The organism is Blastopirellula marina (assembly GCF_002967715.1).
GTDB classification, from domain to species: Bacteria; Planctomycetota; Planctomycetia; order Pirellulales; family Pirellulaceae; genus Bremerella; species Bremerella marina_B.
Map to the genome: position 1 here is coordinate 1 of NZ_PUIA01000012.1, position 13,471 is coordinate 13,471.

11 protein-coding genes and 1 pseudogene are annotated in these 13,471 nt (G+C 52.2%); 6 read left to right on the forward strand and 6 right to left on the reverse strand.

What is annotated here, in order from left to right; genetic code table 11:
• Nucleotides 1-353 (forward strand): integrase core domain-containing protein (locus tag C5Y96_RS01225; protein ID WP_146115472.1); only part of this gene is annotated, 353 nt, incomplete at its 5' end.
• Nucleotides 354-893: 540 nt separating this feature from the next.
• On the forward strand, nt 894-1,166 hold the full coding sequence (locus C5Y96_RS01230; RefSeq protein ID WP_105349732.1) for a hypothetical protein: 273 nt from the start codon (nt 894-896) through the stop codon (nt 1,164-1,166).
• 71 nt (nt 1,167-1,237) lie between these two features.
• Here the strand turns inward: C5Y96_RS01230 and C5Y96_RS01235 are convergent, their stop codons facing one another.
• The gene (locus tag C5Y96_RS01235; protein WP_105349733.1) at nt 1,238-1,675 is read right to left on the reverse strand and encodes a hypothetical protein; all 438 of its coding nucleotides are present in this window, start codon (nt 1,673-1,675) and stop codon (nt 1,238-1,240) included.
• A 525-nt stretch (nt 1,676-2,200) separates the two neighbouring features.
• On the opposite strand from C5Y96_RS01235, the gene C5Y96_RS01240 reads away from it, so the two are divergent.
• Nucleotides 2,201-2,578, forward strand: a complete 378-nt coding sequence (locus C5Y96_RS01240) for a plasmid mobilization protein (protein WP_105349734.1) — start codon at nt 2,201-2,203, stop codon at nt 2,576-2,578.
• Nucleotides 2,571-4,034: a relaxase/mobilization nuclease domain-containing protein gene (locus C5Y96_RS01245; RefSeq protein ID WP_105349735.1), complete on the forward strand. Its 1,464-nt coding sequence runs from the start codon at nt 2,571-2,573 to the stop codon at nt 4,032-4,034. Before C5Y96_RS01240 ends, C5Y96_RS01245 begins: the two co-directional genes overlap by 8 nt.
• 60 nt (nt 4,035-4,094) lie before the next feature.
• Here the strand turns inward: C5Y96_RS01245 and C5Y96_RS01250 are convergent, their stop codons facing one another.
• From C5Y96_RS01250 to C5Y96_RS01260, 3 genes are read right to left on the reverse strand one after another with little or no spacing between them, the layout of a single operon-like run.
• A complete protein-coding gene (locus tag C5Y96_RS01250; protein ID WP_105349736.1) occupies nt 4,095-5,186 on the reverse strand; it encodes a YhcG family protein in 1,092 nt (363 codons plus the stop codon).
• Complete coding sequence (locus C5Y96_RS28070; protein ID WP_105349737.1) at nt 5,183-5,512, reverse strand: DUF6088 family protein; 330 nt, start codon at nt 5,510-5,512, stop codon at nt 5,183-5,185. The genes C5Y96_RS01250 and C5Y96_RS28070 overlap by 4 nt, the downstream gene beginning before the upstream one ends.
• A 32-nt stretch (nt 5,513-5,544) precedes the next feature.
• Nucleotides 5,545-9,171, reverse strand: coding sequence for a tetratricopeptide repeat protein (locus tag C5Y96_RS01260; protein ID WP_158261032.1), 3,627 nt, complete (start codon nt 9,169-9,171; stop codon nt 5,545-5,547).
• Between the two features lie 374 nt (nt 9,172-9,545).
• On the opposite strand from C5Y96_RS01260, the gene C5Y96_RS01265 reads away from it, so the two are divergent.
• Nucleotides 9,546-10,322 carry an N-6 DNA methylase gene (locus C5Y96_RS01265; protein WP_233198705.1) on the forward strand — a complete coding sequence of 259 codons (777 nt, stop codon included), beginning with the start codon at nt 9,546-9,548 and terminating at the stop codon, nt 10,320-10,322.
• A gap of 27 nt (nt 10,323-10,349) precedes the next feature.
• Here the strand turns inward: C5Y96_RS01265 and C5Y96_RS01270 are convergent, their stop codons facing one another.
• A complete protein-coding gene (locus C5Y96_RS01270) occupies nt 10,350-10,940 on the reverse strand; it encodes a hypothetical protein (protein ID WP_146115474.1) in 591 nt (196 codons plus the stop codon).
• A gap of 716 nt (nt 10,941-11,656) precedes the next feature.
• Here C5Y96_RS01270 and repC point away from each other — a divergent pair.
• Complete coding sequence (gene repC, locus C5Y96_RS01275; protein WP_158261033.1) at nt 11,657-13,006, forward strand: plasmid replication protein RepC; 1,350 nt, start codon at nt 11,657-11,659, stop codon at nt 13,004-13,006.
• Between the two features lie 64 nt (nt 13,007-13,070).
• Here the strand turns inward: repC and C5Y96_RS01280 are convergent.
• Nucleotides 13,071-13,373, reverse strand: a pseudogene (locus tag C5Y96_RS01280) (integrase core domain-containing protein); the annotation flags it as partial.
• Between the last annotated feature and the right edge of the window lie 98 nt (nt 13,374-13,471).

The window sequence follows — 13,471 nt, forward strand, 5'->3', positions numbered from 1 at the left end:
GTAGCGACAACGGCCCTGAGTTCATCAGCCGTCGCGTGCAGCAGTTCCTAAAGAAGATCGACGTGGGTTCGTCGTTCATCGAACCTGGCAGCCCGTGGCAGAATGGATACGTCGAAAGCTTCCACAGTCGCCTCCGCGACGAATGCCTGGACTGCGAACTGTTCGCGACGCTGGCCGAGGCTCGTACGCTGATCACGGCTTGGCGACACACGTACAACCACCGCCGCCCACACGGCAGTCTGGGCGGCCAGACCCCCGCAGATTTCGCGTCGCAGTGGCCTGCTTCCGTTCGGGCTACGCCCTCACTCCAGCAGCCCACTGCGATTCCTTTTACCCAATCCGAACTCTCATAACGGTGGGCCAGGTTTTTGGGGCATTTCAGTTCACCAACCCAGCCACCCAGGCACTACATTGAGCAAATAGTATGTTGGCCCTTTCTTTTAGTTGCGATTCAATTGTTGGTTCCGTCATTGCCTTTTTCCTTCCGTAAGTTCGGGAGGAGATTGACATAAAGCGGATCACTTTTCAAGTATTATTTATAATTTATTGATTCAGCAAGCGTTTTCGCTTGCACTCTTTTTCAGGCTCCGAACAATTCGCTTTAGAGATTGTTTGGATGGGGTTTCCAAGACTGGAGACCCGCCAGGGAAGGTTGATCCTATCGATTCTCAGGCGTGAGACATTTCCAAGCCGGTTCCACGTCGCCATAGGATCCTTGGGCAAGTGTTAGACTGTCGATGCATCCTGGCTAATCGCAGCCTAGCTTCAAGGGGCAGTCGAAAAATTCGAATCGAATTTTTAGCCGCGCCGCGTGGCGGTAAACCCTTGACGCTGCGTCTTGGCGACGCGCCGGTCGGACTGCATCAGTCATCCACAACCCAAGGAGAAATATCATGACGACTACGAAACAAAAACCGGTATTCACCATTCGCGACGGAGCCTTGAAGGCCGCCGTCTGGCTCAACAAACGTGACGCAGGGCACTACTACTCCGTGACGGTTTCTCGCACCTTCAAGCAAGGTGATACGTTCCGTGATTCCTACAGCTTTAGCGGCACGGAGAACCTGCGAGCAGCCGAACTACACCGCAAGGCATATAACCGCCTACTCGAACTTCGCGGACAGGACCGTACGCCGCAAGAAGACGGTAGTATCCAAGTCCATTGAGCTCCTACGACCTATTTACAAGCAATGCCCGCTTCAATGTTGGAGCGGGCATTTTCGTCTATCTACCTCGATCAACCTAAGCTCGTATTGAAGCCCTCGAAATCGATGTACTCGACGTCAAAACTATCGTTCAAACCGAAACCACCGCTCCCAATTTGAACGGTCAACACGTTGACCGCATCCAGGGGCAACTCGTGCGGCTGAGCCGTGGCGTCGACCTTCAAAACGCGCGGCTGGAACGGAAATACGAACTCCTGCGGTCCAGACGACGCCTTGTCGATCGTGCCAACCAGAAAACCGTTCAGCAGTACTTCATGTTGTTGCCATTCCTGAAAGGTTTGGACGCGTTGTGTTCCAATCTTAATCGCAGGAAAACTCCCTGAGTTGACGTCGGCGGTGATCTCTCTGCATTGAAACGTCAGGCGAATTTGCGTGCCGATAAAGAGCGGCGTATGACTGGGCGTGGGAATCTCTGAGAGTTCAACGGGACCGGTGAAGACGCGGGCCATGGTTACATTCCTTGTGTGTGAACCGAGTACAGGTGACTATCGTGCGATCATTGTCGAGTAACACGAAACGTGTTCGCAACGAGCTACCGGGAAAAATTCATCAAGATTTTTGGAAACACAAAACGCGCTCAACAAACCACGTTGTTGCCACGCCCCTGCCCTACCCTCGCTCAGGCAAGGAGAACCATTCCGGCGCAAACCGAAGTCATCAAATGAGACGCACCATGCGGTGACCAGGGGAGCAAGAATGACACGCATTCAAATTGCTTGACGTGCCACTGAAAGTTGAGCTAAAAGGCACCCAGAGGACGAGTAGCCAGATATGTATTGGGTGCCTCAAAACTTCGTTTTTTCGACCACCCAATACCCCTCCGCTTCGCTGCGGGACCTATCTGGCCAACGTGGGCCGTTGGATTGCCTGGGCGGAACCTCATTCGGTGCCCCCACCGTGCAACATTCAGCGGTTCAACGTGAACCATGATACGCATGGCACGACGTCCACTTTTTGACGAATGAGGTGCAATCATGGCGCGACCTAAGAAGCACGCAAACGAGAAGCGAAGCGAACGTTACAACCTTCGCTTCACTCTCGCAGAAGTCGAACATCTCCGCCAGCAGGCTGACGCGGCGGGCTTGGATGTTGCCGACTATCTGCGTCGTCGCTGTTTAGGGCACCAGATCATTGCCGCCCCAGAACGCCGGATCAAGTACGCGTTGATCGGCGAGGTAAATCAACTTGGACGGCAGATTTCCGCCCTCGGAAATGTCACGAACCAGGTTGCCCTTTATTTGCATACGGATCGTCAAGTTCGTCCGGACTGGGAAGTCCTTCCTACGGAGATCAAGCAGTCTCAGAAGCAACTAGCAACCGTCCTCGAAAAGCTGGTGATGTCCCTTGATTGATCGCGTTCACACTAAGTATGGACAGAGTTTCAAGGGGTGTGCCACCTACCTATTGCATGATAAGAATGCCACGACACGGCAACGTGTCGCCTGGACATCAACACGCAACCTGGCGACCAAAAACCCAGACGCTGCGTGGCGTGTTATGGCGGTTACCGCCAAAGACCAGGACCGGCTAAAACGCGAAGCGGGCATCCGCCCTGGCGGCAAGCCAGGAAAAGGCCCGGTGCTCCACCTAACGCTTTCTTGGCATGCCGAAGAGGCGAAAGACCTGTCGAAAGAAGAAATGCTTCGCGCGGCATACGGTGCAATCAGGGCCGTCAGACTTGACGACCGGCAGACCCTTATCGTCTGCCACGATGACGAACCGCAGCCACACGTTCATATCCTCGTGAACCGCGTTTCACCTGAAGACGGAAGATTGCCGAAGGACTTCAATGACTACCGAAAACTCTCGCGTTGGGCCAAGAAGTACGAGAAAGAGCGCGGCAAGATCTACTGCGATCAGCGGGTAATCAATGAGAAAGCCCGAGAACGCGGTGAGTATGTCAAAGCAGAAGGTAACAAAACGAGACATCTCGTCGAAATGCAGCAAGCAGTCAACGACAACGATGCGAAGAAACAGCTAGAAGAGCAACACCGCCAGATGGCCCATGCCATCAAAGAAAGAGAGCGTCAGCAACAGCAAAGGCATACTAAACAGTGGGCCGAACTAGAAGTCGGCCACCGGCAGCGAGTCGCGGAAATCCGCGAGCGTGCAAAGCACGCAATTGGGCAGGAACTCATGCAGATTCGTAATCGTTATCGCCCCCGTTGGGGCGAACTCTATTACCAGCAACAGGCTGAGATTCGGCATTTTGAATTGGAAGAAGAACGAGCGATTGGCTGGATGCGGAACGTCATTCGCTCAATCGATTTTCGGAGCTTCATTGGCCTAGCGAGTCGTGATGATGGACGAGTGAAGACAATTTCCCAAGCGTTTGAACTCATCGTAAGCACCGGTGCTCGGCGAAAAGCGTTAGAGCGTCAGCACGCGTTACAGGATAAAGAACTTGAGAAACAACAGAAGGCGGAAGAGCGTTCGATAGTCGAACGGATGAGAGCATTTCAGAATCGCCAGTTGCTCGTAAATCGTCAGCGATTTCAGCGAGATCGAAATGATTTGTTGCTCATCCGAGATCTTGAAAAAGCCCGTATTCGCGCCGACTGGCTGGAGAAAGGCCGTCAGATGCGGCGTGAATTATATCGACTAAAGCAGTTGGAATGTGAGCGGAATGGACCAGAGAATGATCGGAACGTTCGGCATATGGAACAGCCTCGGACAAATCCGAGTGATTTATTGCCGAAGGAAGGAGCCGATCAGGCTGCGAAACAAATCGATGAATACCGCGATCGATTTCAAGATCGACGGGAACGGGGCCGTTTTCATGAGCGTGACGACGACCGTGATCGGTAATATCCGATATCGTGCCGGTCAGAGGAATGAGTACGTTTTTCTGACAAGCACTTTCTTCGGTTATTTCTTACGCCCTTTGGATGGCGTGGCCGATGGTGCTGCCTGTTCCTGAGCCAGTTCATAGAACTCGTGGAGTTTGGCTTGCAGCAGCTTCTTATCCGGCAGGCAGGTCTGATATTCCGAAACCAAGGCGGGTGATGCGGCCCGCGAGAGGGCGTATTCCACGACTTCGTGGTCCTTCGTGGCACAGAGTAGCACGCCAATCGAAGGCCGCTCGTGCGGCTTCTTCACGTCGCGGTCGAGGGCCTCCAGATAGAATTCCAGCTTGCCCAGGTGCTCCGGCTGGAATTCCTCGATCTTCAATTCGAAGGCGACCAGGCAGTTGAGCGCCCGGTTGAAGAACAGTAGATCGATGGCAAAGTCGCGCCCGCCGACTTGAACCGTGTACTGGCTCCCGATGAAGCAGAAATCCCGACCCAATTCGATCAGGAACTGCTTGAGCTTCTCGACCAAGGCATGTTCAAGATCCGCCTCGGAGTGGGCGGACGGCAGGTCCAGGAACTCGACGAGGTAGCTGTCCTTGAAGATGGACGCCGCCTCGGGATGAATTTCTCGCACCGCCGGTGCGAGTTTTGGTGGTGAGAGAGCAACCCGCTCGAAGAGTGCCCCACTGAGTTGTCGCTGAAGTTCCCTCTTGCCCCATTTTTCACGGGTTGCGAGCCGCAGGTAGAACTCGCGTTCATCGTCCCGCTTGCACCTGCTCATGATGAGCAGGTTGTGGGTCCAGGGTAATTCTCGCACCAGTGGTGCGAGTTTTGGCTGGTCCTGGTAGGTCTCGAAAAATTGCATCATCCGCCAGAGATTGCTGGCCGAGTAGCCACGAACGTTGGGCTGTTTCCGGCGAATGTGCTCGGCCAGGGTCTCGACCGTTCCTTTTCCCCAACCGTCGTCGGCGATCTTCCCCTGAATGAACTCGCCGATGCTCCAATAAAGCTCGATCAGCGTCGTATTGACGGTCGCGACAGCTTTCGTCCGGGCGGCGTCGATCAGTTCCAGAACGGCATCGAAATCTGCCTGGGCGGGTACTACCTTCGGAGACGATGGGACGAGGCCACTCTTGGTCTTCTTCTTTGGTTTCGGGCCTTTCTTCATGCGGGCTCCCCGGCTAGGGCCTTCTCAATTTCGTCTAATTCAGGCCTCAAGGAGAGATACCGCCGCTCGTTGAGTCGAGGGTAATGATAGTGCCCTCTTCCCAACCGCCCAATTTCGCCGTTTATCATTGGACGCAAGAGGGCTTCATCGGTGACGTCCCACTTGCATGTATCGAGAAAGTCCTTGGAAGTAAAGACGTTACCGCGACCTCTAGCATGGATTAGATTTTGGATTTCGTCTCGAAAGATTGTCATGACTTGCCTGATTCCGTCAGAAAAAAACGTATACGTTTTCCTGACGGATGGCAACGTGAATATTAGCTGCATTGCCACGAAATTGCCTATTTTGACCCCTCATGTCATTTTCCGCATACAGCCAAGACTTCTTCCATCACAATTCCGAAAATCTTCTCACTGATCTGCAACTCATCTACAGCTTGAAAGTCTGACGTGGAAATATCCTTAGCAACTCGCTCACCGACCGCAAAAGGCCACAATAATATCGCCGTTTGTTTACACCCCTGCTCTTCTACAAGCCAATCCATTGTGGAATTCAGCAGTGCGGAACTCCGTTCAGGACCATCGTTCCAAAGGCTTGCCAATTTGCTGGCTGCGATCGACCCGATTTCGACAAACCGCTCGAAGTCCGTTTGGGGACAACGCGACATAGCTAGAATAAAAGACTTGATCGAATCATCTTCAAGCTTTTTCTCCCAGTTGTATTCTCCCAGCATGGTCAGGGCATCGATCAAATCATCGTCCGTCTTTGTTTCAATTGCTAAGATCTGAATTTCTTCAAGCACTTCGTTTATCAAGGCTTCATCATCAAGTTCCAACACGACACCCAGTCGCTGAACGAGGAGGGGAAGTCTCAATTCAGGAATACTCTCGTGCCCTAGAGCCAACTGACAATTGCGGTCAGCCTCCTCCAGTCGTCCCGCCTCTCCCTCAAATGCAGCCAACAAACTGGCACTTGTCGCAATGGCACTCTCGTCCCTGGTTCGCATGGCATTCAGTTGAGCCAGCTTCCACTGCTTGGCAGCTAAATCCAAATTGCCAACATCCTCGTAGAGATCTCCGAGTAATGAATGGTAGACGTGAGCATCAGGCAATCCCTGAAAATCCACACTTGCCGATTCCAGCACAGCAACCGCTTTTTCCTCCTCATTTTTGTGGCGAAGCGCTACGGCGTAGTTGATACATATGCGATGCCGTTCGGAATCTAGGAACTTTTCAGCAGCATCCAAGGCGCGCTGATATCTTTTCACTGCTTCACGAACGTTGCCTCGCTGCCATGAAACATTCGCCAACGCATGGAGTGCGCGTACATACTCCCCATGGAATCCTCTACGTCGCGCTTTATCGCGACACTCCCTGAAATCATTCTCTGCCTGATCAAGCTCATCTTGTGCTTGCCACGAAAGTGCCCGATTGTGTGCAATCCCAATTGCCGCTTCGATATCACCACGTCCGAGCGCGATCCTTTCTGCTTCGTCGTATGCTTCACGAGCCTTCGCATGGCGTCCTACATTTCGCAGGGCACTTCCCAAATTGCTCGATATCGCTTCAACAAGTTCCTGATTTCCTGCACGAACGGCGGCACTTCGCGCACGACGATGCTTTGAAACGGCTTCGTCAAATCTTCCCAATTGCTGGAGACACACGCCGAGTTGGTCCTCTGCGCGACCGATTAACTCGTTGTCCTTCGAACGTCGAGCAGCAGCTAACATGTCTTCAAGTGCTCGCAAACTATCGTCGTACTCTTGTCGTTGCCAACACAACCAATACCAATTGGCGTAGATTTTGGCTTGAAGCGATGATTTATCATCCAGAACCTCTGCCGCCCCCAAAGCACGATCTACAGCTGATTTAATCCGGGTATGCGATGCATCACACTTGAGCAGTAATTCAATGACGTCAATCCAGAGCTTCGTGGCAACCCAATTCTCTCCACAACTTTCAGCATGTTGCGCCTTCGAGCGAAGTACGGATAATGCTTTTGTGTCGTTACCCTCCATCGAATGAGTGAGGGCGATGTCGGCTTGAGATTGGTAAAGCCATTCCCGGATTTTAAACTGAGCGGCCAGCTTGGAAGCTTTGGCAAGAGTCTTGCGAGCGTCGTTGTACTTCCTTTGACTCGCCAATGCAGCTCCAGCATCGTGTAAGGCGATGACCGCTTCTCGATGTTTTCCTTCCTCGGAATGCAATTCGAAAAGTTGACGGAACGCAGCCTCGGCTTTGTCATGCCATCCCAAGTGATGATATGCCAACGCCTCTCCCCCTACTGAAAGCAGGAGAACATCAGGAAACTCATCTTTTTCTGCTAACTCTTTGGCCCGCTGAGCGTAACTTAACGACTGTTCAAGATCACCAAGGTCTGCGAAAGTCTTGCCAATATTGTATGTTTCTAGAGCGACGGCGTGAAAATGGCCGACCTTTTGAGCCGATTGTTCCGCTTTGCGAAACCAATCCAATGCGTCTTTAAAATCACCTCGCTGTACGGCCAGAGTCGCACGCCCGTGATAAATTCCCAAGAGGCCATCGTCATCACCGTTATCTCGTTTGACTTGCTCACTTTCGGAAAACAATTGTTCCGCTTTTTCGTATGAGGAACTGGATAACGTCATTGCCAGTTCATAGAGAGATCGCCCTAATAGGAACTTATCGCCGGTCTCCCTTACGTGATCAATCGATTTTTGAAAGTTAGTTGCTGCGTTCTTCAAATCTCCCGCTTCGAGATACGCAATACCGCAGTTGTGGTAGGACTGCCCAACTCCCCAATTGTGACCAACTCGTTTGCTGAACCTTCTCATTTTTACGAACCATGACACTGCTTTCGTAAATTGCCTGGAACGTGAATAACATAGTGCGACGGCGTTTAAATAGTGGACACGCTGCTCTTGCGACAATCGCGAAGTGAACTCTGGTCGATCAGCTTCCAACAACCAAGAAAGGCATATTTCATTCCAAGGGCCAGGAAAGAGTGTTTCTGCCATTTCCACGAGAGTTTCAACCGCCTCAACGACTAGCCCGGATTTCACTTGTTGCATCGCCAGAAAAATAGCGGTATCGGGATGCGCTTTCAGCGGTTCCAGGACATTGATCCACTCTTTGAGGTAGACATCCTCGTCGGTCTTTTTTGGCATGATCGATTGCCGAATTCCCTTTGGAACCGAGAGCTTGCCATTCTCCGTCTTTAGCAATTGCTTGCGACGAAAATATCGAATGTCCTCTTTCCAATCGATGTGGGGAAAGATGCGTTTTAAATCCTCGACTGAAAAAGGCCTGGGAGTTGTTGCAATAAGGGCCAACAATCTTGTACGCTCCGGCGAAAGTATTGTTGGAGTTACACCCCTTTTTGTAACTCTTGGGCGTCTTGCTTTCTGACGCCTCTGCTTTCCTCCCATAAGCTTGCCTGTTGATTCTGGGCCAATATCCTCAAGCAATTGATCGTGATCGCCATGTCGTTTTGTTCCCAGGGCAGAAATTGCATCACGAATCGCAATCGCTTTGCTATTTGGTAAATCCTGATGATTAGCGTCCCCGCGCGGGGCATCCAATCCGAGCAGATGGACTAGATGATTGACTAATATTGGCACATCTTGAACAAACGGGGCTCCTTTATAGACCTCACTAACAACCTCTGGGTGACTGTCCAACAGATCACGAATATCATCCCAACTGCGTACTCTTACGGGAAACAGTCCCTTTTTGCCCCGTTCAACTGTCAGTATTCTGGCGAATTCTTGTATCCCGCCATCACGACGAGCGGTAGTCGCCAAAATATACTCAGACAACTTTGGCCTAAAATTATCCGCAGCCTTGACTTCACGCCTCAACTCAGCCCGAGTCACCTTTTTGTCTTGATAGTTATCCTTACCTTTGCACTGTATCCCGATCCAACTTCCCTGCTGGGTATGCACGAAGACATCAACGCCGTTCTGCCTTTGACCGCCACGACCGTTCTTCTGAACTTCACAGCCCACATGCACAGCCCTCCACAATCTCCAGCACAAATGCTCGAAATTCTGCCAATTCTCTGGGGGTGGTAGTTGGTATGTGGAAGGTGTTAGCATTTTTCTCCTCAAAGTTTCACTGAGAAGATTCTATCGAGAAAGTAAGAGAGCCTCACCCCCTCGCCAACAAAGCCAGGGGTAGTTGAAAAAGCTTGAAAATTGGTTGGTGGTTCAGACAGGCTTCTTACGGTCTCAAAGGATCGGCTCCAGGCGGGGCGAGAGCCGATCCTCCGAAACCGACGAAGCCAGAACCTGAATTCAGGTTGGGATCATGATCCCTCAGAGAATGAATCTCCCCTCCTCCCAAGTTCATATCTACGTTAAAAATTGTTGAGTTGATTTCCGTGCTGTGGCATGTTCCTTCCGAGATGGCCAAGGAACAGTTATTTATTGCAGGCAGCCGAAAGGTTCTCGACCACATTGAGACAGCGGGCGAAAAAGCGGGGCTCGGACGCGGGGAAGCGTTTTCCGACTTCCTAACATTCGTTCGATGCAGCCTATCGGGAGGCACCGCCGAGGAAGAATATCTCAAGACGGTCGCCAAAGGATATGCCAAGGGCAAGAAAGGACAACGCGGAATCGACGCGATTGTGCGCGCCTTTGCCACGCTTGTGAACGTCATGGAAGAGACCGGCCAGGACGTTTTGGGAGATATTTTCCAGGGGGCCATTTCTTACGGGGAGCACTCATTGTACTTAACTCCAGACGCCGTAACTTTTCTCATGGCGGAATTGACCGTTGATGCGGATGATTCCCAAGAACGAAAAAGTGTCTGCGATCCGGCCTGCGGCTCGGGGCGGTTTCTTTTGGCGATAGGAAAGAAATATCCTCGCTGGGATTATACGGGTCAAGATATCGATCCCAGATGCACGGCCATGACGAGCATCAACATGGGCCTCAATGGCTTGTACGGTTGGGCTGTTACGCAAAATTCCTTAAGCCTGGAGGTGAGTCGTGTTTTCAAAATCGGGTTTCACCTTCGCGGCGGCGTGATCAGGGAGGTTCCTGTGGCTCAGTCCCCTTTCAACTACGCTGCCTCCGGTCAAAAACCTCCCTCAAAGCCAACAATCAATGATCCTCCGGAACCACCGAATGGCACGACCCAGCTTGACTTGTTCTGATGGAAACGCGAGGACAGGAATGGCTTCTCATCCGATTAGTTTTTGCCAAATCGATTTCGACTTTTCCGCTTCATACGCCTGCTTGAACTGCATCGCCTGTTTCTTGCTTTGCCGCACGGCTTCGCGCTCTTCTTCCGCTCGTTTTTCGTAGTTGGCCAAGCGTTCTTCCAAAGCACGAAGAGATTGATCCCAGTCCCCTACCCGCTCGGAACGGTGTTCCAGCAGGAGCGTTGCCTTGTTGTGCCCTTCCTGGGCGAGCTTAAGGGCGTCTTGCAGGTGGTCGATTTGCTGGCGGTATTGTTCGCGTTCTCGTTCCCGCTCTTGGACTTCTCGCTCTAGTTTCTGTTGAACAACTTGGACATCACTGTTCAACTCCGATTCACTTGTCTCCCCTGCCCTACTCCGCTGGGCCGCTTGTTTGCTATTCGATGTCTCGGCCAAATCAAAGTTGCAATCATCCCCATAGACTCGCAAAAGCTCGCTTGCTTCCAAAACTCGGTTCCCCCCTTTGGTTTTCTGGAAGGACAGCTTGCCAGAATCCATATGGGCGGAGATCGTCGTCCGCGACTTGCCGGTGATGCGATGGGCTTGGGAAATGGAATACTGAGTTTTGGACACTGTTAAACAATTGGACAGAAGTTGAACACTATTCTGGTCACCCTAGCACGAAAAATGCCCGCCTGACAACCGCTTTCGTACGGGCCTGAGAGTTGTTCACATGAGGACTGTTCACCAGGGCAGGACAGTGGTCATTTCCCTATTGAACAGCCTGGTCGTTCACATAGGCAGCCTGTTCAACAGAGGCGCTGTTCAGGTGGTGACCAGTGTGCAACGCGGCGTTTCGTTAGGGACCGCAGAATGCGTGGAGTAGGGGAGGTAGTTCAACACCAGATGAATTGCGCTGAACAGCCGCCCCGTTGAACAGGGCAGTGGTCGTGCGGAACTGTTCAGTGGTGACCACTTGGACAAGTTCTTGCTCAGCGGGGGCAAAATGGTGTAGGGTGATTCCATCGATGGTCGAATCGCGGCCATTGTCTCGCCGAATGGGCCACTCTGGGCCATTCAGATCCTAACCAACCACACGAAAGGAGCGCGCCGACCAGCACGAATGCCCTGAAAAAAGAAAACCGCCGTTGGCGCGGCGGTGATCTGGAAGAGTCTCTCTAGGGTGATCTCGAATTCTCAAAACCACTCTAGCGCTCTTCGACTACGGATGCAAATCAAAAATGAACTGCAGTGGATTGTTGCATCCTGATTTCTTCGCGAATGTTCCTGCTTGAACTTCGCTTGGCGTTCCCGGCTGTTCGGCCATAGACATTATGGAAACCTCAAACATGCGTCCAACCACAGGACAATTTAGAAGTGGAGGAGGGCGTGTCTCTTCTCCTCAATATCGCCAATCTCTACAGTTCTGCGAAGACTTTCAGGGACTGGAAGAAGATGTCAACCGTTACGACCTTTTGTTGCTCGTCAAGAAAGTAGGGAAGTTAGCCGGTTTTACGCCCCGAACAATTCAGCTTCTCGATTACTATCTAGCATATACTCGCGATCAGGACTGGCGCGCGGAAAGTCGTCCGATTGTCTACCAATCCCTTTCGAGGACAGCACTCGACCTAGGAGTTTCCGAACGACAGATCCAGAAGCTTGAGCAGCAGCTCTTCAAGGCGGGAGCAATCAGTTGGCACGATTGCGGGGGACATAAACGCTATGGGCAACGCGATCCGCGAACCGGGGCGATCATCTACGCCTATGGCGTCGACCTAACGCCGTTGGCCTATCTTCGAGCAGAATTGGAGGACAAGCTTCAGCAAAAGCAAGTGTACGACCGTGCCTGGATGGAGACGAAACGTCAGATCTCCTGGTATCGACGACAGATCCGAGCCATGCTGCTGGAACTTGAGCGGGAGGAGGGGAGTTGTCCTTTGGAACTTGCTCAATGGGAGCGTTCTTACGAGACAATCGCCATCCAGATACGAACGCACCTGTCACTGGAAACACTTCGCGACCTTCTTGGAGATCACAAGCAACTTCATTCCCAGGTGGCAGCAATATTGCCTCAGCCCCAGGAACAGGATTCAACGGCCAAAACCAGCTTGGGATCGGTCCCGAAAACATGCAAAAGTTCATCCAAGGGCGACCCCCAGTTCGCCCACTACAAATCTACCACTCAGCAATCATCTGATAAATCAGATACAGATAGTCCTGCGGACAAAGGCTTCCAGGAAAGCGTAGCCGAACGTCTGGTGCGGTCTACAGGCATCGAAAAGAATGAAACCGGGGGCAGGGAAGGGCGGTTAGATCGCGGAGCGATCATCGAAGCAACCGGGCTTCAGCATATTTCACTCAAGCAGGTCCTTCTTGCCGCGAGTGACCGTTTTCGGGAACGGTTGCCATTGGAACCGAGGGCCATGAGTTGGTCAGATGTCGTCGAGGCGGCTTACCGGCTGAAGCCGGAGTTGAACGTCAACCAACGCAGTTGGTCGGAAGCTTGTCACCTTTTGGGACGGAACGGGGCGGCGATATGCTTGCTGTTGACCGATCGAGCGACCATGCGTGAAGACGTGCCCGTTCTCAAACCGGCTGGGTATTTTCGGGCAATGGTGAAAAGGGCCAAAGATGCCGAGCTTAGGCTCCACAGTTCGATTTTGGGTCGAGTTGAGAGCCCACGTTTGCCAGAGGTTTAGGAAACCATCAGGCGAGTGATGTAAAGGTGTTGTTAGACAACGAATCAGTTCTACAGCAGTGGTTTCAACTTCTGTCGTTTGTGCTTTTTCGCTGCCACACTTGTGGTGCGATTAAAGGGCGGTGGCGATGCGGGTTAAGTGGTATTCGGTTAGCGGAAGCAGCACAGCGACTCGCGAACTCGGCTGGGGTCAAGTAGCCCAGTGAACTGTGCGGTCGTCGCTCGTTGAAATTCTTTCGCCAGGCCCGAGCTTTGATCCGTGCGTCCGACTCACTCAGCAGGTCGGTCTGGTGCAGGTACTCGTCGCGAAGGCGGCTGTTGAAATTTTCGCATAAGCCGTTTTGCCACGGCGATCCAGGTTCGATGTTCAGCACTTCCATGTCGATCATAACCAGCCAGGTCTTGATCCGCCGGGAGTTCCCGCAGGCACGCTCACCCACTCATTAGCCATTCTCTGCGAGAAATT

Bases quoted from the DNA above. Each gene is read 5' to 3' on its own strand.
- C5Y96_RS01235 (WP_105349733.1), bottom strand. From the start codon at position 1,675: ATGGCCCGCGTCTTCACCGGTCCCGTTGAACTCTCAGAGATTCCCACG.
- C5Y96_RS01240 (WP_105349734.1), top strand. From the start codon at position 2,201: ATGGCGCGACCTAAGAAGCACGCAAACGAGAAGCGAAGCGAACGTTAC.
- repC (WP_158261033.1), top strand. From the start codon at position 11,657: ATGCGTCCAACCACAGGACAATTTAGAAGTGGAGGAGGGCGTGTCTCT.
- C5Y96_RS01230 (WP_105349732.1), top strand. From the start codon at position 894: ATGACGACTACGAAACAAAAACCGGTATTCACCATTCGCGACGGAGCC.
- C5Y96_RS01250 (WP_105349736.1), bottom strand. From the start codon at position 5,186: ATGAAGAAAGGCCCGAAACCAAAGAAGAAGACCAAGAGTGGCCTCGTC.
- C5Y96_RS28070 (WP_105349737.1), bottom strand. From the start codon at position 5,512: ATGCAGCTAATATTCACGTTGCCATCCGTCAGGAAAACGTATACGTTT.